Annotated in this window: 17 protein-coding genes, 1 tRNA gene and 1 pseudogene; 14 read left to right on the top strand and 5 right to left on the bottom strand. The window is 69.6% G+C overall.

Translation table 11 applies throughout. From position 1 onward, the window contains the following. Position 1: 1 nt before the first annotated feature. A complete protein-coding gene (locus GJ743_RS00095; protein WP_155049915.1) occupies positions 2 to 565 on the bottom strand; it encodes a TetR/AcrR family transcriptional regulator in 564 nt (187 codons plus the stop codon). Positions 566 to 644: 79 nt separating this feature from the next. On the opposite strand from GJ743_RS00095, the gene GJ743_RS00090 reads away from it, so the two are divergent. Then, positions 645 to 2,297 carry an MFS transporter gene (locus GJ743_RS00090; RefSeq protein ID WP_155049914.1) on the top strand — a complete coding sequence of 551 codons (1,653 nt, stop codon included), beginning with the start codon at positions 645 to 647 and terminating at the stop codon, positions 2,295 to 2,297. A 49-nt stretch (positions 2,298 to 2,346) separates the two neighbouring features. On the opposite strand, the gene GJ743_RS00085 is transcribed toward GJ743_RS00090, so the two are convergent. Then, positions 2,347 to 2,610 (bottom strand): DUF6458 family protein, encoded by a 264-nt coding sequence (locus GJ743_RS00085; protein WP_155049913.1) that lies wholly within the window; start codon positions 2,608 to 2,610, stop codon positions 2,347 to 2,349. A 138-nt stretch (positions 2,611 to 2,748) separates the two neighbouring features. On the opposite strand from GJ743_RS00085, the gene GJ743_RS00080 reads away from it, so the two are divergent. Genes GJ743_RS00080 through GJ743_RS00065 form a run of 4 tightly spaced genes read left to right on the top strand, consistent with a single transcriptional unit; the run spans position 2,749 to position 6,271 of the window. Continuing rightward, positions 2,749 to 3,819: a 3-isopropylmalate dehydrogenase gene (locus tag GJ743_RS00080; RefSeq protein WP_155049912.1), complete on the top strand. Its 1,071-nt coding sequence runs from the start codon at positions 2,749 to 2,751 to the stop codon at positions 3,817 to 3,819. Between the two features lie 47 nt (positions 3,820 to 3,866). Continuing rightward, positions 3,867 to 4,964 (top strand): branched-chain amino acid aminotransferase, encoded by a 1,098-nt coding sequence (locus GJ743_RS00075; protein ID WP_155049978.1) that lies wholly within the window; start codon positions 3,867 to 3,869, stop codon positions 4,962 to 4,964. Next, positions 4,961 to 5,482, top strand: coding sequence for a GNAT family acetyltransferase (locus GJ743_RS00070; protein ID WP_328288631.1), 522 nt, complete (start codon positions 4,961 to 4,963; stop codon positions 5,480 to 5,482). The genes GJ743_RS00075 and GJ743_RS00070 overlap by 4 nt, the downstream gene beginning before the upstream one ends. 9 nt (positions 5,483 to 5,491) lie before the next feature. Then, complete coding sequence (locus tag GJ743_RS00065; RefSeq protein WP_155049911.1) at positions 5,492 to 6,271, top strand: fumarylacetoacetate hydrolase family protein; 780 nt, start codon at positions 5,492 to 5,494, stop codon at positions 6,269 to 6,271. A gap of 13 nt (positions 6,272 to 6,284) precedes the next feature. Here the strand turns inward: GJ743_RS00065 and GJ743_RS00060 are convergent, their stop codons facing one another. Together GJ743_RS00060 and GJ743_RS00055 are read right to left on the bottom strand one after the other, a co-directional pair. Next, positions 6,285 to 6,866: a dihydrofolate reductase family protein gene (locus tag GJ743_RS00060; RefSeq protein WP_155049910.1), complete on the bottom strand. Its 582-nt coding sequence runs from the start codon at positions 6,864 to 6,866 to the stop codon at positions 6,285 to 6,287. Between the two features lie 82 nt (positions 6,867 to 6,948). After that, a complete protein-coding gene (locus GJ743_RS00055; protein WP_155049909.1) occupies positions 6,949 to 8,019 on the bottom strand; it encodes an aminotransferase class V-fold PLP-dependent enzyme in 1,071 nt (356 codons plus the stop codon). 81 nt (positions 8,020 to 8,100) lie between these two features. Between GJ743_RS00055 and GJ743_RS00050 the strand changes: the two genes are divergently transcribed. The 9 genes and pseudogenes from GJ743_RS00050 (at position 8,101) to GJ743_RS00010 (ending at position 19,311) form a co-directional block, all read left to right on the top strand. After that, entirely contained in the window at positions 8,101 to 9,108 is a 1,008-nt protein-coding gene (locus GJ743_RS00050; protein ID WP_155049908.1) for a LysR family transcriptional regulator, read from the top strand. Continuing rightward, complete coding sequence (gltX, locus tag GJ743_RS00045; protein ID WP_155049907.1) at positions 9,101 to 10,615, top strand: glutamate--tRNA ligase; 1,515 nt, start codon at positions 9,101 to 9,103, stop codon at positions 10,613 to 10,615. Before GJ743_RS00050 ends, gltX begins: the two co-directional genes overlap by 8 nt. A gap of 132 nt (positions 10,616 to 10,747) precedes the next feature. Further along, a tRNA-Gln gene (locus GJ743_RS00040) sits at positions 10,748 to 10,822 on the top strand. A 135-nt stretch (positions 10,823 to 10,957) separates the two neighbouring features. Further along, complete coding sequence (locus tag GJ743_RS00035; protein ID WP_155049906.1) at positions 10,958 to 12,100, top strand: TIR domain-containing protein; 1,143 nt, start codon at positions 10,958 to 10,960, stop codon at positions 12,098 to 12,100. 28 nt (positions 12,101 to 12,128) lie between these two features. Next, a pseudogene (gene mobF / locus GJ743_RS00030) lies at positions 12,129 to 15,299 on the top strand (MobF family relaxase); the annotation flags it as partial. Between the two features lies 1 nt (position 15,300). Beyond that, positions 15,301 to 15,819, top strand: coding sequence for a hypothetical protein (locus tag GJ743_RS00025; protein ID WP_328288630.1), 519 nt, complete (start codon positions 15,301 to 15,303; stop codon positions 15,817 to 15,819). A gap of 98 nt (positions 15,820 to 15,917) precedes the next feature. Further along, positions 15,918 to 16,184 carry a hypothetical protein gene (locus GJ743_RS00020; protein ID WP_155049905.1) on the top strand — a complete coding sequence of 89 codons (267 nt, stop codon included), beginning with the start codon at positions 15,918 to 15,920 and terminating at the stop codon, positions 16,182 to 16,184. A gap of 9 nt (positions 16,185 to 16,193) precedes the next feature. Then, the gene (locus GJ743_RS00015; protein WP_155049904.1) at positions 16,194 to 17,456 is read left to right on the top strand and encodes a hypothetical protein; all 1,263 of its coding nucleotides are present in this window, start codon (positions 16,194 to 16,196) and stop codon (positions 17,454 to 17,456) included. A 577-nt stretch (positions 17,457 to 18,033) separates the two neighbouring features. After that, positions 18,034 to 19,311: a glycosyltransferase gene (locus GJ743_RS00010; RefSeq protein WP_155049903.1), complete on the top strand. Its 1,278-nt coding sequence runs from the start codon at positions 18,034 to 18,036 to the stop codon at positions 19,309 to 19,311. Positions 19,312 to 19,368: 57 nt separating this feature from the next. Here GJ743_RS00010 and GJ743_RS00005 read toward each other — a convergent pair. Next, a partial coding sequence (locus tag GJ743_RS00005) for an STAS domain-containing protein (RefSeq protein WP_155049902.1) occupies positions 19,369 to 20,048 on the bottom strand: 680 nt, incomplete at its 5' end.

Below are 20,048 nucleotides of genomic sequence, written 5' to 3'. Positions count from 1 at the left end.
GCTACTCGGCCGACGCCCCGTGCGCGAGTCGCTCCAAGAGCGACACGAGCGCGTCCATGTCGGCGCCGTGCGGCGCGTCGACGCCGATCTCGGGGTCGACGCCGTGGAGGGCCGAGTCGTAGTACAGCCCGTCGCCGATGAGCGTGACCGCGAGCGCGATGGTCGGGTCGGGTACGTGGCGGCGGATGGCGCGCAGCCACCGGTCGCGCACGTCGCGGATCATCACCACGGCGGGTGCACTGCCGGCCTGCGCGAGCCGGGCGGCGGCGACGCCTGCTCGTTCGAGCGGGGAGTCCTGCGAGACCGAGCTCCGGACGTAGTACGCGATCGCGCCCTCGGGCGCGCGCTCGAGCACGGCGATGTCGTCGTCGACGAGTCGTGAGAAGCGCTCGAGCACGCCGTCGACGAGCGCGTCGCGGCTCGCGAAGTGGTAGAGCAGCCCGCCCTTCGAGACGCCGGCGGCGCGGGCCGTCGCGTCGAGCGTGGCCGCGCGCACGCCGCCGTCGATGAGCAGTCGCTCGAAGGCGTCGAGCACGGCATCGCGGGCGGCGGGGGGTCGGCTCATGGCTCCGATGGTAGCGAGGGGAACGGTCGGCGGCATCTGATACTCTACCGTCCAGCCGGTACAGTAATAGGACTCCGACATGACGAACGACACGAACACCAGCACGATCGACACGACCCGCCGCAGCGGCACCACCGAGGGCCACGCGACGACGGATGCCGCGGCATCCGCCCTGCGCCCCGACCCCGGCCGCACCTCGACCCCGGCCGGTCGTCGCGCCGCGACGCGCCGCTGGGTCGCGCTCGCCGTGCTCATGCTGCCGGTCCTGCTCGTCGCGGTCGACAACACCGTGCTGAGCTTCGCGCTGCCCGAGATCGCGCGCGACCTCGGGCCGACGGCCGCGCAGCAGCTCTGGATCATCGACGCGTACCCGCTCGTGCTCGCCGCGCTGCTCGTCGCGATGGGCAGCGCGGGCGACCGCTTCGGCCGTCGCCGCATGTTGCTCATCGGCTCGATCGGCTTCGCCGTCGTGTCGATCGGCGCCGCGTTCGCGCCGACCTCCGAGGCGCTCATCGCGGCACGTGCCGCACTCGGCTTCTTCGGCGCGATGCTCATGCCCTCGACGCTGTCGCTGCTCCGCTCGGTCTTCACCGAGCGCGAAGAGCGGCGGCTCGCGATCGCGATCTGGGCGTCGGGCTTCGCGGCCGGCGCCGCGCTCGGCCCGATCGTCGGCGGGCTGCTCCTCGAGCACTTCGCCTGGGGCTCGGTGTTCCTCCTCGCCGTGCCGGTGCTCGTGCCGCTCGTCGTGCTGCTGCCGATCCTGATCCCAGAGAGCCGCGACCCGGCGCCCGGACCGATCGACGTGCCCAGCGTCCTGCTCTCGTTCGGCGCGATGGGCGCCACGGTCTACGGCATCAAGCACCTCGCGACCGAGGGCGTCGACGCCATCGCGATCGGTTCGGTGCTCGGGGGCCTCGCGCTCGGCGCGTGGTTCGTTCGTCGCCAGCTGCGCGCACGCACGCCCATGCTCGACATGCGGCTGTTCCGCGTCGGTGCGTTCGGCGGCGGCGTGGTGGTGAACCTGCTCAGCGTGATCGCGCTCGTCGGGTTCCTCTACTTCGTCTCGCAGCACCTGCAGCTCGTCGCGGGGCTCTCGCCCGTCCAGGCCGGCCTCGCGCTCGCACCGGGCCTCGTGGTGATGATTGCCGCGGGCCTCTCCGTGGTGCCGCTCGCCCGACGCATCCGCCCGCGCGTGCTCGTGCCGTCGGCGCTCGCCGTCTCGGCCGCCGGCTACCTCGTCGTCGCGCTGACGGCGGGGGAGCAGGGCATCGCGGGCGTCGTGATCGCCTTCGCGCTGCTCGGCCTCGGCATCGGCATGGCCGAGACCGTGTCGAACGAGCTGATCCTCTCGGCGGCGCCGCCCGCCAAGGCGGGGGCGGCCTCTGCGGTCTCCGAGACGGCGTACGAGCTCGGCGCGGTGCTCGGCACGGCGCTCCTCGGCAGCATCCTCGCGGCCTGGTATCGCGCGTCGCTCGAGCTGCCGGTCGGCCTGACGGCGTCGCAGGCGGATGCCGCGCGCGAGACGCTCGCGGGCGCCGTCACGGTCGCCGAGTCGCTGCCTGCCGCGGCATCCGCCGAACTGCTCGCGTCGGCCGCGCACGCGTTCGACGGCGGCGTCGTCGTGACCTCGTTCATCGGCGTGCTGCTCATGGTGGGCGCGGGCGTCGTCGCGGCGCTCACCCTGCACGACGCGAGGGGCGCCGACGACGCGAGGGGCGCCGCCTCGGAGTGAGGCGGCGCCCCTCGCGGGCGAGTCGAGCGGCCGGCCCGCTCGTTTCAGGTCAGATAGTGGTGGTGTCGTCCGGACGCGACGTCTCGTTGCGCGTGACGCGCTCGCCCGTCGCCGGGTCGACCGCGGTCCGCGACGTGGAGACCGAGCTCCGACGCCGGGCCATCAGGATGATGCCGAGGATGATCACGACGGCGCCCGCCGCCATGAGGATGTAGCCGACCATCTGCAGGTTGATCCAGTCCACCGCGAGGTTCAGCGCGAACGCGAGGACGGCGCCGATGGCGAAGAGGACGATTCCGAGGCCGAGACTCATTCTGGGGTGCCTGCTTTCACTCGGGCGGCGCAGGGCCGCGGGGCAGGGGGCGGGGTGCCGCCCCGATGCCGCCGAGTGTAGTGATCGCCGCTCGCGGCGGACAGTACGCTGGGAGGGCTGGCGTACGAAGGAGTGTTCATGGTAACGACGGTCAGGCTCGCGGTCATCCCGGGCGACGGCATCGGTCCCGAGGTGGTGGGCGAAGCGCTGAAGTCGCTCGAGGCCGCCACGGCCGGCACCGACGTGGTGTTCGAGCAGACGCACTTCTCGCTCGGCGCCGCGCGCTACCTCGAGACCGGCGACACGCTGACCGACGACGACCTCGCGGCCATCAAGGGCCACGACGCCATCCTCCTCGGCGCGGTCGGCGGCGTGCCCGGCGACCCGCGCCTCGCGGGCGCGAACATCGAGCGCGGCCTGCTGCTGAAGCTCCGGTTCGAGCTCGACCACTACGTCAACCTGCGGCCGTCGGTGCTGTACCCGGGCGTGAGCAGCCCGCTGGCGAACCCCGGTGACGTCGACTTCGTCGTGGTGCGCGAGGGCACTGAGGGGCCCTACGTCGGCAACGGCGGCGCGATCCGCGTCGGCACGCCCGCCGAGGTCGCGAACGAGGTCTCGGTGAACACGGCCTACGGCATCGAGCGCGTCGTGCGCTACGCGTTCGCCGCGGCATCCGCTCGCCCGAAGAAGAAGCTGACGCTGGTGCACAAGACGAACGTGCTCGTCTTCGCCGGCTCCCTCTGGAAGCGGCTGGTCGACGCCGTCGCGGCCGAGTACCCGGAGGTCGCGGTCGACTACCTGCACGTCGACGCCGCGACGATCTTCCTGGTCACGGATCCTGCTAGATTCGACGTCATCGTCACGGACAACCTCTTCGGCGACATCCTCACCGATCTGGCCGGCGCGATCAGCGGCGGCATCGGACTCGCGGCCTCGGGCAACATCAACCCCGACGGCCGGTTCCCGAGCATGTTCGAGCCGGTGCACGGTTCGGCTCCGGACATCGCCGGGACGGGTCTCGCCGACCCGACCGCCGCCATCCTCTCGGTGGCCCTCCTGCTGGACCACCTCGGGCAGGCAGGCGCCGCCGACCGGGTTCGCGACGCGGTCGCCGCCGACATCGCCGACCGAGGCGATGCTCGACGCTCGACCTCCGAGATCGGCGACGCCATCGCCGCACGCATCGGCGCCACCGTCGGCGCCCACTGACTCGCACCCTTCCGAAGGAGGACACCTTGACCACGTCGAACCTCACCCTGAAGACCCCGTCGCCCGCCGGCCTCGTCTGGCAGGTCACGAGCAACGAGACCGCGAAGTCGGCGGAGGAGCGCGCCGCGATCCTCGCCGACCCCGGCTTCGGCAACCACTTCACCGACCACATGGCCGACATCTGCTGGTCTGAGAAGGGCGGATGGCACCGGCCCCGCGTCTCCCCGTACGGGCCGATCCAGCTCGACCCGGCCGCCGCGGTGCTGCACTACGCGCAGGAGATCTTCGAGGGCCTCAAGGCGTACCGCCATGCCGACGGGTCGATCCGCACGTTCCGCCCGTACGAGAACGCGGCGCGCATGCAGCGTTCGGCGAGGCGGATGGCACTGCCCGAGCTGCCCGTCGAGATCTTCATCGACTCGCTCAAGCAGCTCATCGCGGTCGACGCCGACTGGGTGCCGAGCGCGCCCGAGACGAGCCTCTACCTGCGGCCGTTCATGTTCGCCAAGGAGGCGTTCCTCGGCGTGCGCCCGGCGAAGAAGGTCGCCTACTACCTGATCGCGAGCCCGGCCGCGGCGTACTTCCCCGGCGGCGTGCAGCCCGTGAACATCTGGCTCTCCACGCACTACGCCCGTGCGGGCAAGGGCGGCACGGGTGCGGCGAAGACCGGCGGCAACTACGCCTCCAGCCTGCTGCCCCAGGCTGAGGCGCACGAGAAGGGCTGCCAGCAGGTGCTCTTCCTCGACGAGGGCAAGTACCTGGAAGAGCTTGGCGGCATGAACGTCGTCCTCGTGAAGAAGGACGGCACGCTCCTCACGCCCGAGTCCGACTCGATCCTCGAGGGCATCACGCGCGACTCGATCCTGCGGCTCGCGGCCGACCGCGGCCACCAGATCGAGCAGCGCCCGATCACGCTCGACGAGTGGCGCGAGGGCGCGGCATCCGGCGACATCGTCGGTGCGTTCGCGTGCGGCACGGCCGCCGTCGTGGTGCCCATCGGCCGCCTGCTCGGCGAGGACTTCGAGATCGTGCACTCCGGCCCGCAGGCGGACGAGCTCGCCCTGTCGCTCCGCGAGGAGCTCACGGGCATCCAGTACGGCCGCGTCGAGGACCGCCACGGCTGGATGGTCCGACTCGACGCGTGAGTGAGGCGAATCGAGCGGATGCCGCGGGCCAGACGTCCGTGCGCATCCGCTCGTTCGACGTCGCCGACACCGAGCCCGTCGTCGCGCTCTGGCGCGCGGCGGGCCTCGTCGTGCCGTGGAACGACCCGTACCGCGACATCGAGCGCAAGCTGACGGTGCAGCCCGAGCTGTTCCTCGTCGCGGTCGCTGGCGATGATGACGCCGTCGTCGGCACGGCGATGGTCGGCTACGAGGGGCATCGGGGCTGGGTGAACTACCTCGCGGTCGATGCGGCCCATCGCGGCGGCGGGCTCGGCGCGCGGCTGATGGCCGAGGCCGAGCGGCTGCTGCTCGAGCGCGGATGCCCCAAGCTCAACCTGCAGGTGCGCTCGACGAACACGGCCGTGATCGAGTGGTACCGCCGGCTCGGGTACGAGCTCGACGGCGCGGTCGGGCTCGGCAAGCGCCTGATCCCCGACGGGCCGCGGCCCGGCCACGACGCCGCGGCGCCCCGGCCCGCGGCCGATGCCGCGGAATAGGCTGGACGCATGAAGATCGCGCGCTTCTCCCACGGTGAGACCATCTCGTTCGGCGTCGTCGATGAGGAGGAGCACGAACTCGTCGTGCTGAAGGCCGACCCGATGTTCGCCGGCTACGAGCCGACGGGGGAGCGCGTCGCGCTCGCCGACGCGAAGCTGCTCGCGCCGGTGATCCCGCGGTCGAAGGTCGTCGCCGTCGGCAAGAACTACCGCGAGCATGCGGAGGAGATGGGCGGCGAGGCGCCGGCCGAGCCGCTGCTGTTCCTGAAGCCGAACACGTCGGTGATCGGCCCGGGCGACGCGATCGTGCTGCCGCCCGAGAGCGCGCAGGTCGAGTTCGAGGGCGAGCTCGCCGTGGTGATCGGGCGCGTCGCCCGCCGCGTGAGCGAGGCGGATGCCTCATCCGTCGTCTTCGGCTACACGATCGCGAACGACGTGACGGCACGCGACCTGCAGCGCCGCGACGGCCAGTGGACGCGCGCCAAGGGCTTCGACACCTTCTGCCCGCTCGGCCCGGTGATCGAGACCGACGTCGACCTCGCGCACGGCGAGCTCACGACGAGCGTCAACGGCACGCGGCACCAGCACGGGCGGTTCGCCGACATGGTGCACTCGGTCGCGAAGATCGTTTCGTACGCGTCCGACGTGTTCACGCTGCTGCCGGGCGACGTGATCCTGACGGGCACGCCCGCCGGCGTCGGGCCGATCGTCGACGGCGACTCGGTCGAGGTGGCGGTGTCGGGCCTCGGCTCGCTCGTGAACCCGGTGCGCGAGGCGCACGCGCGCTGATCGCGGAGGCCGGTCAGCGGCGCACGCGATAGCGCAGGTGCAGCACCCGCTCGCCCCGGATCACGACGTCCGGATCCTCCAGCAGGTGCTGCGCGTCGACCGACCCGAAGAAGCGCCGGCCCGACCCGAGCACGACGGGTGCGACATCCATGCGCACCTCGTCGACCAGGCCGGCGGCGAGCGCCTGGCCGCCGACGTCGCCCGCGGCGACCTCGACGGTACGGTCGCCCGCGAGCTCCTGCGCCGCGGCGACGGCGGCCTCGATGCCGTCGACGAAGTGGAACGGCGCTGCCGGGTCCCACCCCTCGGGCGGCGGCCGGTGCGTCACGACGACCACGTGGTCGATACCGCTCGGAGGCGTTCCGTCCCAGCCGTCGGTCAGGTCGAAGACGCGGCGGCCGCAGATCGTCACGCCGATCTCGTCCCAGTACGAGCGGATGACGTCGTGGGACGCCTGCGACACCTTCAGCACGCCGCTGTCGTCGAGCGGCACGTCACCGCTCGTCAACCAGTCGAACAGGGGCCCTGGCTGGTCGTCCTCATCGGCGATGAAGCCGTCGACCGACACCGTGGCGTACATGACCACCTTGCCCATGAGGTGCTCCTCTGCGTCGAGATGCCCCCACGGTAGCGCGGGCCGTGGGCGCCCGCCCTCGTCCGGAGTCGGACCGCCCCGGTCAGCCCCGCGCCGATCGCACGGCCGCCGCTGCGAGCTCGACGTCCTCCTCGTCGTTCCACACGTGGAACGCGACGCGGGCGCGCCCGGCGCGGCCGGAGGCGACGAGGCCCGCCGCGGTCAACGCGGCGAGGTCGTCGCCGTCGGGGTCTGGCCAGGTGACGATCGCGCTGTCGGATGCCGCGAGCCCGAGTCGCGCCCGGAACCCGTTCGCGAGTCCGAGGTCGTGCGCGAGCACGGCGGCGGGGTCGAGGCCGGCCGCAAGTTCGAGCGCCGCTTCGGCGCCCGCCCAGGCGTGCCACGCGGGGGAGACGTCGAACCGCCGCGCGCCCGCGGCTAGGTGCAGCTCGGGCCCGTAGCACGACGCCCACGGGTCCTCTCCCGAGTACCACCCCGCGGTGAACGGGGTGATCTCGTCGAGCGCGCGGTCGCCCACCGACATGAAGGCCGCGCCGCGCGGCGCGGAGAGCCACTTGTACGCGTGGCAGACGACGAGGTCGGCGCCGAGGTCGGTGGTGGGGAGCCATCCGGTCGCCTGCGTCGTGTCGACCAGGGTGAGCGCGCCCGCCGTGCGGGCCGCCGCGATGACGGATGCCGCGTCGGCGACCTCGCCCGTCGCGGACTGCACGAGCGAGAACGCGACGAGCCACGTGGTCGGGCGCACCTCGTCGGCGAGGTGCGCGAGCGGCACGTGGCGCACGCGCAGGTCGCCACGGGCGAGGAACGGCGCGACGACCGAGCTGAAGTCGCCGTCGACGCAGAGCACCTCGGCGCCCGCCGGGGCCGACGCGGCCACGAGTCCCGTGAAGACCGAGACCTGCGAGCCGACGGCGACGCGGTCGGCAGTGGTGCCGAGGAGCGTCGCGGCGTGGCCGCGCGCCCGCTCGACGACGCCCGTGTACTCGGCGGCGGAGGCGCGGCCGTCGCGCCAGCGCTCGAGGTCGCGCGCGACCGCGGCGACGGTTGGCGCGGCGGGGATGCCGAGCGTGCACGCGGCGAGGTAGCCGCGGCCGGCGGTGAAGCGCGGGTCGGGGAGCGTCGTCGCGGTCGAGGCGAGGGTGGTCGCGGTCATGCTTCCAGCCTGAGCGGTGGGGTTCGATCCGTCGAGAGCAGGTCTGCGATCTGTTGCATAAGGCAGGCTTATGATCGGTGCATGGATTCCTCGCCAGCCTCGCCCGCCGAGACCACCGGCCTCGCCGACCTCGACGCCACCAGCCTGCTCGTGCTCCGCGAGATCGCCGAGCGCGGGTCGATCACCGCGGCCGCGAACGCCCTGGGATACAGCCAGCCGGCGCTCAGCCAGCAGGTGCGACGGGCCGAGGCGCGCGCAGGCGTCGCACTCGTGGAGCGGACCGGCCGCGGCATCCGTCTCACCCCTGCCGGCCGTGTGCTCGCGCGGCACGGCGGCGCGGTCGCGACCGCCCTCGAGGCGGCCCGCGGCGAGCTCGCCGAACTGCGCGGGCTTCGCTCGGGGCGCGTGCGGCTCATGGCTTTCCCGTCGGCGTCGCCGACGATCGTGCCCGAGCTCATGGCCGAGATGGCTCGCCGGCACCCGGGCGTGCGGGTCAGCTTCGTCGAGGCCGAGCCGCCCGAGGCGGTCGCGGCCGTACGCGAGGACCGCGCCGACCTCGCGCTGACGTTCAGCTACCCGGGCGACCGCAGCGACCCGCACCGCGAGAGCGCGCGCGGGCTCGAGGTGACGACGATCGGCAGCGACCCGATGCATGTCGTGCTGCCCGACGCCCACCCGCTCGCGGGCGGCGACACCGTCGACCTCGCAGGGCTCGCGGGGGAGTCGTGGATCGCCGGCTGCCCGCGCTGCCGCGGCCACCTGCTCGAGCTGTGCGACACCGCGGGCTTCGCGCCGCGCATCGCCGTCGAGACCGACAACTTCGTCGCCGTCGAGGAGCTCGTGGCGAGCGGACTGGGCGTCGCCGTGCTGCCCGCGCTCGCGATCGAGTCGGCGGGCACGCGCGCCGGGGTGGCGGTGCGCGGCACCATGAACGGCGACCGGCGGACGCTGCACCTCGTCACCGCGCGCGGCGGTCGCGGGGTCCCGGCCGTCGCGGTGGCCGCCGAGGCGCTCGCGCGCCTCGTCGCGGGCCGCGGCGGCACCCCCGCGGATGCCGGCCCGGGCCGTACCATTGAGGGCGATGTCTGACACGACCCACCCCACGACGACCGCCACCGGATCCGACATCCGCGTGCGGTTCTGCCCCTCGCCCACCGGTACCCCGCACGTCGGCCTCGTGCGCACGGCCCTCTTCAACTGGGCGTACGCGCGCCACACCGGCGGAACCTTCGTCTTCCGCATCGAGGACACCGACGCCGCGCGCGACAGCGAGGAGAGCTACGCGCAGATCATCGACGCGCTCACCTGGCTCGGCCTGACGTGGGACGAGGGTGTCGACGTCGGCGGCCCGCACGAGCCCTACCGTCAGTCGCAGCGCGGTGACATCTACGCCGACGTCATCGAGCGGCTGAAGGCCGCCGGGCACGTCTACGAGAGCTACTCGACCGCCGACGAGATCGACGCACGCAACGAGGCGGCCGGTCGGCCGAAGCAGTTCGGCTACGACAACTTCGACCGCGACCTCACCGACGAGCAGCGCGCCGCCTTCCGCGCCGAGGGGCGCCAGCCGGCGCTGCGCCTGCGCGTGCCCGACGTCGACCTCGGCTTCGACGACCTCGTGCGCGGCCGCATCGACTTCGCGGCCGGCTCGACGACCGACTTCGTCGTGGTGCGCCCGAACGGCGCCCCGCTCTACACGCTCGTGAACCCGGTCGACGACGCGCTCATGGGCATCACGCACGTGCTGCGCGGGGAGGACCTGCTCTCGTCGACGCCGCGCCAGATCGCGCTGTACCACGCGCTCATCGAGATCGGCGTGACGAGCTTCGTGCCGCGCTTCGGCCACCTGCCCTACGTCATGGGCGAGGGCAACAAGAAGCTCTCCAAGCGCGACCCCGAGTCGAACCTGTTCCACCACCGCGACCGCGGCTTCATCCCCGAGGGCCTCGTCAACTACCTGGCCCTGCTCGGCTGGGGCTTCTCGGCCGACCGCGACGTGTTCAGCCGCAACGAGCTCATCGAGGCGTTCGACGTCGAGAACGTGAACCCGAACCCGGCCCGCTTCGACCAGAAGAAGGCCGACGCGATCAATGGCGACCACATCCGCCTGCTCGAGCTCGCCGACTTCACGGCGCGCACCGTGCCCTACCTGCAGGCCGCCGGCGTCGTCTCGACGCCGATCACGCCCGGCGAGGAGGCCCTCCTCGTCGAGGCCGCCCCGCTCGTGCAGGAGCGCATCACCGTGCTCGGCGAGGTGCCCGGCCTCCTCGGCTTCCTCTTCACGGATGCCGCTTCGCTCGAGTTCGACGAGGCCGCCGTCGGGTCGCTGCCCGCCGACGCGCCCGCTGTCCTCGCCGCCGCCCGCGAGGCGCTCGAGCGCATTCCCGGCGAGGCATGGACGCACACCGAGATCGAGGAGGCCCTCCGCTCCGCGATCATCGACGGACTCGGCCTCAAGCCCCGCGTCGCGTTCGGCCCGATCCGCGTCGCGGTCTCCGGCCGACGCGTCTCGCCGCCGCTCTTCGAGTCCATGCAGATCCTCGGTCGCGTCGACTCGCTCGAGCGCCTGGACCGCCTCGCCGCACTCGTCGGCTGACCCCGACGGATGCCGCGGCCGCGCCGCTCTCGTCGCTGCCGCGGCATCCGCTCACGAGGCCCCCTCGATTTGGACCGCACCCCGCGATCGGCTACAGTTACATGTCGGCCCGGAACCCCGGTTCAGGGCCATTGGGGTATGGTGTAATTGGCAACACGGCTGATTCTGGTTCAGTTGTTCTTGGTTCGAGTCCAGGTACCCCAGCCATAGGAGAAGCCCGGAATACCGCGGAAGTAGCGGTGGACCGGGCTTCAGGCTTATACGGCCAGATTTGGCAATCCCCGCCGGAACCCCTCCGCGTGACCCTTCTGCCACTCGCGAGCCCTCTGCCACTATGGGTGCGTGACCTCTATTTCAGGCTTCTGGTCGTACGTGCATGCTGATGACAATGCCGACTCAGGGCGGATCGCCCAATTGGCCCGTGACGTTCGCGCTCAATTCGAGATGCTAACCGGCGAGACAGTTGAACTGTTCCTCGACCGCGACCAACTGGGATGGGGCGACGACTGGAAGCCGGAGATTGACGCGAGTCTGGCGACGGTTGCCTTCTTCGTGCCCGTGATCACTCCGCGATACTTCCAGAGCAAGGAGTGCCGTCGAGAGCTCAATTTCTTCGCCCGCCGAGCTGAGCGCTTGGGTGTCAAGGAACTCGTGCTGCCGCTGTTGTGGGTCAACTTTCCCGGATTGCACGTTGAGGATCCGGACGATGACCTGATCGCCCTGGTTCGACGATTCCAATGGTCCGACTGGACCGAGTTGAAGTTCGCAGAGTTGGGCTCTGGTGAGTACCGCCGAGCCGTCGCGCAGCTTGCGGAACGGTTGGTGCAGGCCAATGCGGCGGCTGAGGCGAGCGCGGCGGCACTCGATCTCGATCGCGTCGCAGACGAAGAACAGGACGACTCTTCGCTCGGATCGCTGGACAAGCTAGGCGCGATGGAGACTTCCCTCCCGCGCATGACTGACATTTTGGCCGAGGTCGGCAGCGCGATTGAGGACATCGGCCGAGCGATGCAGGAGGCGACCACCGACATCAAGTCGAACCGAAATCCTCAGGCTGAGGTCGCGAATCGGTTGCGTGTGGCGCGCGCGTTGGCGGAGAGCCTCGCGCAGCCTGCCGAGCAGGTCCGCGGCCTCGGCGGCGACTTTGCAAGCAGCCTCAACGAGGTCGACGAGGGCGTCCGCGTCATCATCGAGCGCGCTCCTGCGGAAGTCGCTGCGAACCCCGAGTCGCTCCAGCAATTCGAGGGGTTTTTTGACGCGATCAGAGGGATGGTCGAGCAAGCAGAGGTCGGTATGGCTGCGGTCGCATCGATGATCGAGCAGATTGAGCCAATCGAGAAAATGTCGCGAGACCTGCGCAAGCCTCTTCGCACCCTTCGAGAGGGGCTCACCCTGTTCGTGGATGGCCTAACCGTGATGCGCGGATGGATCAAGCTCATCGACGAAGTCGAACCAGCGCTCCGTCAGCAGGCGGTCGAAGCCTAACGACTAATCGGCGAGACAGCCCGGCCACGAGACATCCCGCCGTCGCGCCGTCGCCGGTTACGACTTCACGTTCTCGATTCCGAAGTCCGCAAGCGTGCTCTGGGGCATTGCGGATGCGACGACGCAGGCGCTCATCGCGCAAGCGCACCATGCAGCGGTTGCAGAATCGCTTGCCTACCTCGAGCGCGAAGTTGCAGCGACGCGCACCGGGGTTGCGGTGCGCGATGGCGCCGTTGCGCAGGTCGAGGTCTCGGGGGTCATCGCAACCGCATACGACCACTTCGACAGTCGCGCCGGCGATCCGCACCTGCACACGCACGTCGTGATCAGCAACAAGGTCATGACCGTGCTCGACGGACGGTGGCGCTCGCTCGACGGCCGGCCACTGCATGCGGCGGTCGTTGCGATCTCGGAGCTGCACGAGGCGATCTTCGCCGACGAGCTGACCCGCCTGATCGGCGTGCATTGGGAGCAGCGGGCGCGAGGGCGTGACCGCAATCCCGCGTGGGCGATCGCGACGGTTCCTGACTCGTTGGTCGCCGAGTTCTCGACGCGATCGCGGCACATCGGCCAGGAGACGGACCGGCTGATCGAAGCGCACATCGCAACGCATGGGCGTCGTCCCGGTCGGGTGACCATCATGAAGCTGCGCGCGCAGGCCACCCTGTCGACTCGCCCCGTCAAGCATGTTCGTTCGCTCGCAGATCTCACGGCAGGTTGGTGTGAGCGCGCGTCGCGCGTGCTCGGTACGGATGCCACGAGCTGGGCGGGCACGGCGACGGCGAACGGATCGCAGGGCGTGCTCGGCGCCCACGATCTCCCGCTTCCCGAGGTTCGTGCGCTCGGGGTAGCGGTCATGCACGGCGTGAGCGAGAAGCGTGCGACGTGGCGGCATTGGAACCTCGTGGCCGAGGCGGCGCGCCAGACGATGGGACTTCGATTCGCTTCGGCCGCCGATCGCGAGGCGGTGGTGGGGATGATCGTCGATGCCGCGGAACAGGTGTCGCTGCGTCTGACCCCGCCGGAGCTTGCATCGAGCCCGGCGGCGTTCCAGCGAGTCGACGGGAGCTCCGTGTTCCGACCGAAGCACTCCGCCGTGTTCACGTCGACGGATGTGATGGCGGCTGAGGCGAACCTGCTTGAGCGTTCAGAACGCGAGTCGGCGCCACGTGTCGCGCCAACCACGGAGCGGGCGACGCTAGGTCGCCGCCGAGGCACGCCGCTGGTCGACTCTCGACAACTCGAGGCGATCGCCAGGATCGTCGCGTCGGGGCGCGTCGTCGACGTGCTCGTGGGGCCGGCCGGCACAGGGAAGACGACCACCATGAGCGCACTTCGACGAGCTTGGGAACGAGCACGCGGCGCCGGCTCGGTCGTCGGGCTCGCGCCATCCGCCGCGGCAGCCCACGTGCTCTCAGAGGACCTCGGCATTCCGACCGAGAACCTCGCGAAGTGGTGGCACGACCATCTGGCCTCGGGCACGTCGTTCCGGCCCGGACAACTCGTCATCGTCGATGAGGCATCCCTCGCAGGCACCCTGCACCTCGACCGAGTGACCGCGCTCGCCGAACGCGGGGGAGCGAAGGTTCTCCTCGTCGGCGACCCCGCGCAACTGCAGTCCGTCGACGCCGGCGGCGCGTTCTCGATGCTCGTTCACCACCGAACGGATGTCGCCGAACTCGCTGAGGTGCATCGCTTCGTGCATGCTTGGGAGAAGGAGGCATCCTTGTCGCTGCGCAATGGCCAGACCGACGCGATCGACCAGTACGTCGCGCATGACCGCGTGGTCGAAGGCAGTACGGAGGCCATGGCAGATGCCGCCTACGCAGCGTGGCGTCTGGATAGCCGCGCCGGCAAGGCGAGCCTCCTGATCAGCGAATCGAACGAGGCGGTGCTGGCCATCAACATCCGGGCACGCAGCGAGCTGATCTTGGAGGGGCGGGTCGACGCAACACGCGAAGTGGCTCTTCACGACGGGACCGCGGCATCCGTCGGCGACACCGTCATCACGCGCCGGAATGATCGGCGCCGCCGTGCGGGCGGGGGATGGGTTCGCAACGGGGACCGGTGGACGGTTGCAGCGGTGCACAAGGACGGTTCGATCGAGGTGCAACGGCCGGGTCGTTCCTGGAGCGGCACCGTCGTGCTGCCCGCGTCGTACGTCGCAGGTCATGTCGAGCTCGGGTACGCCGTGACCGCGCACCGTGCGCAGGGCATCACGACGGACACCGCGCACGTCGTGGTCGCGTCGGGCACGTCGCGAGAGAACTTCTATGTGGGGATGACGCGTGGGCGGGAGTCGAACGTCGCGTACGTCGCCGTCGACCGACCCGATGTCGCGCATGCCGGGCCTCGACCGGGCGATGCGGAGACGGTGACGGCGCGGAGCGTCCTATACGGGGTGCTGCACCACGTCGGCGCCGAACCGTCGGCGCACGAGACGCTCGCGGCGGAGCAGGACTCGTGGGGGTCGATTGCGCAGCTCGCAGCGGAGTACGAGACGATCGCGGCGGCGGCGCAGCGCGATCGTTGGGCTGGGCTGGTGCGTACTTCCGGCCTTGGCGACGAGCAAGCAACTGCCGTGATCTCGTCTGAGGCGTTGGGGCCGCTGGGCGCGGAGCTGCGGCGCGGGGAGGCGGCCGGCTTCGACGTCGAGCAGCTGCTTTCTGCGGCCGTCGGCGGGCGGGGTTTCGATGACGCGCAGGATGTCGCGGCGGTTCTTCGCGCGCGGATCGTTGTGGCGGCCGCGCGTGGTGTCGGTGCACGAGGTGGATCGTCTCGCCGGGAGGCTCATTTCATCGCGGGGCTCATTCCGGCGGCATTGGGGGCGATCGACCCCGGCGCGCGGCGTGCGCTCGACGAGCGGCGCGATCTCATGGAGGCGCGCGCGGATGCGCTTCTCGATCGGGCGCTGGCATCGAAGGAGCCGTGGGCGCTTGCCCTCGGGACACCCGGGCGCCAGGCAATGGAGGAATGGCGCCGGCATGCCCGCTTGGTCGCGGCCTACCGAGATCGGTACGGTGTCGCGAGCAAGTCTGCCTTGGGGCCGGAACCCGTCACCGACGTGCAGCGGGCGGATGCGGCGCGGGCCCGGCGTGCTCTCGGTCTCGCGCGGCAGCTGTCCGAGCATGAAGCCGATTTCGGACGCCAGCGACCGAGTGTCCCGACACGCCTTCCGGCTGTCGGTTCGCAGTTCTAGAATGCCGCTGAAGGCGACCTCGTTTCGTTGCACCGCTCGTCGCGGTGGCATGACCTCCGATCCTCGGCGGTCCTTCCAGGTTCTCGTCGCCGAACACGTGGAGGGCTGCAGCATGTTCGGACTCATCTGGGTGGTCGTCGCCCGCACTCGCCTCGCGTTCCGACGCTTCATGCCGACGAACCTGCTGCTCGACGCCATCCACACGCGCCGCGGGCTCAAGTGGGGTGTGCCGGCAATGCTATTTGCGGTTCCCTACGGCCTCGGAGCGCTGCTCTGCTTCGGGATGGCGGAGGGCGGCGCTCCCGGATGGCTCAACCTCGTCGGGCTGCTCTTCACCTGGAACGCGCTCAAGTTCGTGGTCGCCGGGCCAGCGACACTGCTTCGGCTTGCTCGAGTGCGGACGCAGGAGGCCCGTGCGCGTCGGGCATCGGCGGGTGCGCGCGAGGCAGATGAGGACCTTGGCCTTGGCACTCCCGTCGGCCGCAGCGTCGACAGTGCGTCGGTCGAGCTGGTCAGGTAGAGATTCTCATCGCCGGATGACCGGCACGGCACCGTCGGCGCACCTGTTCTTCGCGTAAGTCTTGTGGCACGAGGATGCCGCAAGCAGGAGGTGCAGCCATGACGGTCCCGCAGGAGCAGTTCGACGACCTTCTCAGCCGAACTGCGCTCGCGGCGCTGTTCTACTACCCGGAGATCGCGATCGATGATGACGAGTACGACCTCCAACGGGACATCGCGTACTGCCTCGAGCCGATCGACGGACTCCCGCCCGAGGACCTCGAGCGCCTTCGCACCGTCGTCGGACGCGTCATCACCAATCCGTCGGCGCATCGCTCCGAGCTCCTCGCCCTGGTGATCGAGCTCGCACCGCCTCCCCGTGAATAGGGATCTGCCGTGCCTGATCCGGATTACGACGACGAAGCAGCTCGGGCTGCCGCGAAGCGGGAACACACCAGTGAGGTGAAGCGACGCTGGCGAGAGGCAAACCTCGATCGCGTCCACGAGCAGAGCCGAGCCTGGAAGGCAGCCCACCCCGAGCGCGTACGCGAGCTGAACCGACGCTGGCGGGAGCAACACCTCGACCGTTCACGCCAGCAGAACCGCGATTCTGCGCGCCGCGCCGCTGCGCGAAAGCGGCGCGAGGCCGAGACGAGGCGGAAGGCGAGGGAACGGTCGAAGCGCTGGCGGGAGGAGCATCCCGAGCGGGTGCGCACGTACCAGCTGCAGTGGGTCGAGGCGAACCGCGACAAGGTGCGCGAGTACTACAACCGCTATTACGAGACGCACCGCGAGGAGGTGAGCGCTCGCGCCGCTGCCCGACGCGACGCCGACCCTGAACGCACCAGGCGCGCGTCGAAGGAATGGGCTGAGCGGAACAAGGAGCGTCGGGCGGAGCTTCAGCGCCAGCGGCGGAGCGATCCCAAGACCTATCAAGCGGAGCTTGAGGCGAATGCTGCAGCTCGACGGTTGAAGCGGCGGCTCGCGCGTTCCGGGTTGCCGCCGAAGCGCCTCCACCCGACGTCCGCGGCAGAGCGCCGCGCGAATGAACGTGACGCCGATGCGTATTTCGAGGATCCCTCACTCAACGAGCATGTTCGGCAGCTCACGGTGTTCGGGGAGACGCTGACCGAGCACATGCTCGAGCACGCCCAGACCATGCGTGACTTCGCTGAGTCCTATGCGAATCGGCGCCGACGGCTTGGACTTCCGCTTGTCGACATCGAGCGGGTGGTGTACGCGCGGGCTGTCGACGTCGTCATCGCTCAGGTTCGACGCGTGGACCTGCTGACGAGCCGAGACATCTCGGCGGCCGTCCGAAGCACCCAGGCGGTTGTCCGGAGAGCCGAGCGCCGGCAAGTGCTCGAGCGACTGATGAACGCAATCGTCCGCCATGCCGAGCACAACCTTGAGCGACTTACGCGCGAGGCCACGATCGAGACACGCGCACGTCATCTCAGCGGCAAGCCGACAATGGCGTTCGAATACGTGATTGCGGAGATCGCCATGCAGGAATTGCTGGAAGGACTCGCTTCCGTCGGACTCGTTGCCGCGGACTCGCGGATGGCAGCTCGGGCCGCAGCACGCCAGATCGGCTTCACGCTGCGGATGGCAGGTGGAGCAAAGGCCGGGAGCACGATCCTCCGGCTGAATCGCTGACTCGAGGCACTTGACGAGCGTGCTGATCGGCATCGGAGTTGGCCTGCGCTGCGATGGGCTGGACGGATGTGTTGTGTCTAGGGCCCTGATTGAGCGAGGGCCGTGACGAAGTCGAACGCCTTGCCCGCCGGGTGAGCCCTGCCCAACGATCGAGCAGATCGCGAACGACCGCACGAACCACCCGATGACGCTGCAGGAATCGGTTCGCGCGAGGATTCGCGATTCGATACGCCTCGATCCAACGTTCGCATTGACCGCCTATTCAAGGAGCGTGACACTCCATCAACACATAAGGAGAAGCGATGAAGGGGGCAAGATCTCTGGTCGTTGTCTAGTGGATACGGCGCGCCTAGTGTAGGGCAGCAGTATCGAACCCGTGCCGTTCCGCGCCCGGTTGTGCGCGTCCGCACGCACGCCGGCGGTCACTGAAGAGTCCCGGACGCGAGTGCGTCGCTCTCTCGGACGGGAACGCATCGCATCACCGTCAGCCGAGCCGCGCAACGGGGTACAGCTCAGCACGGCAAGCGCGTGATACCTCCGTGACGTCATACACCGAAATTGGAAGTCGAGGTCGCCAGTGCGAACCCAGGAGTCGCTCAAAGTTCTGATCGTCGCCGAAACCTACCTCCCAGAGATCAATGGAGCTGCCATCGCGACGCATAGGCTCGCGGACGCACTGGCTCGACGGGGGAACGCGGTAAGGATCGTTGCGCCGCGATCCACCGCCGGTCGAGCACGGTTCTCCCGCGCCGACACCGGAGTGAGCGTGTACGAAGTGAGGTCGCGAGCCGTGGCTGTCCACACGTCGCACCGCGTCGGTGTTCCATGGGAGGTACGCCCGACCATCAGGCAGGCTTTCGATGAATTCGCCCCCGATGTCGTCCACGTTCAGGGCACGTTCGCGATCTGCAGCGCCGCGATACGGGAAGCCAAGCGAAGGGGCGTTGCGTTGGTCGCGACAAACCATCTCATGCCGGAGAACTTGCTGCCTTTCGTGCCCGCGCCCGACTGGCTGAAGAGAATCGTCAAGTGGTGGATGTGGAAAGACATGGACAAGAAGTTCGCTGACGCAGACATCCTCACGACGCCGACGAGCCGATCCGCGGAGGAAATGGCCAAGAACGGCATCCAGACACCGATCCGCGTCATTTCTAACGGGATCGACCTCCAGCAGTTCTCCGGGCACGGTAGCCATGGCGCCAGCGACGTACCAACCGTGCTATTCGTGGGTCGTCTCGCGAAGGAGAAGCACGTCGACCAGATCATCCGCGCGATCGCTCAAGCAGTGCACAGCGCTAACCTGCGGTTGGAGATCGTGGGCGGAGGGGAGCAACTGCCGATGCTGATGGCTCTGTGCGACGACTTGAACGTTTCCAATCGGGTGCGATTCCTTGGGCGCGTGACGGATGAGGAGCTGCGGGACGCCTACCTTCGCTGCACGATGTTCTGCATGCCGGGAACGGCGGATCTCCAATCTCTCGCAACGCTTGAAGCGCTCTCGGCCTCCAAGCCAGTACTCGTAGCCAACGCACTAGCACTCCCGCATCTGGTTCGGGATGGAGTCAACGGCTACCTGTTCGAGCCAGGCAGCGTTTCGCAACTTGCAGACCGGATGGTGCGCATCGCCACCTCGACGCGGACGCAACTCGACGCCATGGCGCGCGCAAGCCGAGCGATCGCAGAACGACACAGCATCGAGAAATCCATCGACACTGTGGAATCGTTGTACCGGGAAGCCATCGGCGGCCAATCAGGCCGGCGCTCCGGTGGGACTAGTCGAGAAGCGGATGAACTTCGCGAGATCGAGGCAGCCCTGCCGGCCTTGATCTGGTTTCGCCAGGGTGAGCCAGCATGATTGAGATGCCCATCGACGAATGAGTGCTGTTGGGTCCGCTTCAAGTCATGTGGCGTGCTAGCGCCCGGCACCCAGGTTGCCGGCGAGGCGGCCGTGCAGGCGGGTGCTCGCCTCGTTCATGCCGACGATGACCGCACGCTTGCCGTGGTGCTCGTACTTGGTGGTGATGCTGTCGAGCGCGGCGACGGTCGAGGCGTCCCAGATGTGCGAACCGGACATGTCGATGACGACCCGGTCGGGGTCGTCGGCGTACTCGAACTGGGTGGTCAGGTCGTTGCTCGATGCGAAGAATAGCTCACCGTCCACCCTGTAGTACGCGGTGGGCACCGCCCCATCGAGCTCGACGCGTCGCTCGACGCTCGCGAAGTGCGCGACGCGGCGGGCGAAGGCGATCATGGCGACGACGACGCCGGCGATGACGCCGATCGCGAGGTTGTGCGTGATCACGACGATGACGACGGTGGTGACCATGACGGTGGTCTCCGACTTCGGCATCCGCTTGAGCGTCGACCAGCGCACGGAGTGCCAGTCGAACGTCGCGACGGACACCATGATCATCACGGCGACGAGCGCGGCCATCGGGATGATCGCGACGACGTCGCCGAGCACGACGACGAGGACGAGCAGGAACACGCCCGCGAGGAACGTCGAGATTCGGGTGCGCGCGCCGGAGGCCTTCACGTTGATCATCGTCTGGCCGATCATCGCGCAGCCGCCCATGCCGCCGAACAGGCCGG

The sequence above is a fragment of the Agromyces bracchium genome, from assembly GCF_009709675.1.
In the GTDB taxonomy this organism is placed as follows: Bacteria; Actinomycetota; Actinomycetes; order Actinomycetales; family Microbacteriaceae; genus Agromyces; species Agromyces bracchium.
Note: the sequence above shows the minus strand (reverse complement) of the source record. Positions and strands in the feature narration are given on the sequence as shown.

What these genes read in the sequence shown, in the direction of transcription:
- GJ743_RS00095 (WP_155049915.1), bottom strand. Translation starts at nt 565, where the DNA reads ATGAGCCGACCCCCCGCCGCCCGCGATGCCGTGCTCGACGCCTTCGAG.
- GJ743_RS00090 (WP_155049914.1), top strand. Translation starts at nt 645, where the DNA reads ATGACGAACGACACGAACACCAGCACGATCGACACGACCCGCCGCAGC.
- GJ743_RS00085 (WP_155049913.1), bottom strand. Translation starts at nt 2,610, where the DNA reads ATGAGTCTCGGCCTCGGAATCGTCCTCTTCGCCATCGGCGCCGTCCTC.
- GJ743_RS00080 (WP_155049912.1), top strand. Translation starts at nt 2,749, where the DNA reads ATGGTAACGACGGTCAGGCTCGCGGTCATCCCGGGCGACGGCATCGGT.
- GJ743_RS00065 (WP_155049911.1), top strand. Translation starts at nt 5,492, where the DNA reads ATGAAGATCGCGCGCTTCTCCCACGGTGAGACCATCTCGTTCGGCGTC.
- GJ743_RS00060 (WP_155049910.1), bottom strand. Translation starts at nt 6,866, where the DNA reads ATGGGCAAGGTGGTCATGTACGCCACGGTGTCGGTCGACGGCTTCATC.
- GJ743_RS00055 (WP_155049909.1), bottom strand. Translation starts at nt 8,019, where the DNA reads ATGACCGCGACCACCCTCGCCTCGACCGCGACGACGCTCCCCGACCCG.
- GJ743_RS00050 (WP_155049908.1), top strand. Translation starts at nt 8,101, where the DNA reads ATGGATTCCTCGCCAGCCTCGCCCGCCGAGACCACCGGCCTCGCCGAC.
- gltX (WP_155049907.1), top strand. Translation starts at nt 9,101, where the DNA reads ATGTCTGACACGACCCACCCCACGACGACCGCCACCGGATCCGACATC.
- GJ743_RS00025 (WP_328288630.1), top strand. Translation starts at nt 15,301, where the DNA reads ATGCCGCTGAAGGCGACCTCGTTTCGTTGCACCGCTCGTCGCGGTGGC.
- GJ743_RS00020 (WP_155049905.1), top strand. Translation starts at nt 15,918, where the DNA reads ATGACGGTCCCGCAGGAGCAGTTCGACGACCTTCTCAGCCGAACTGCG.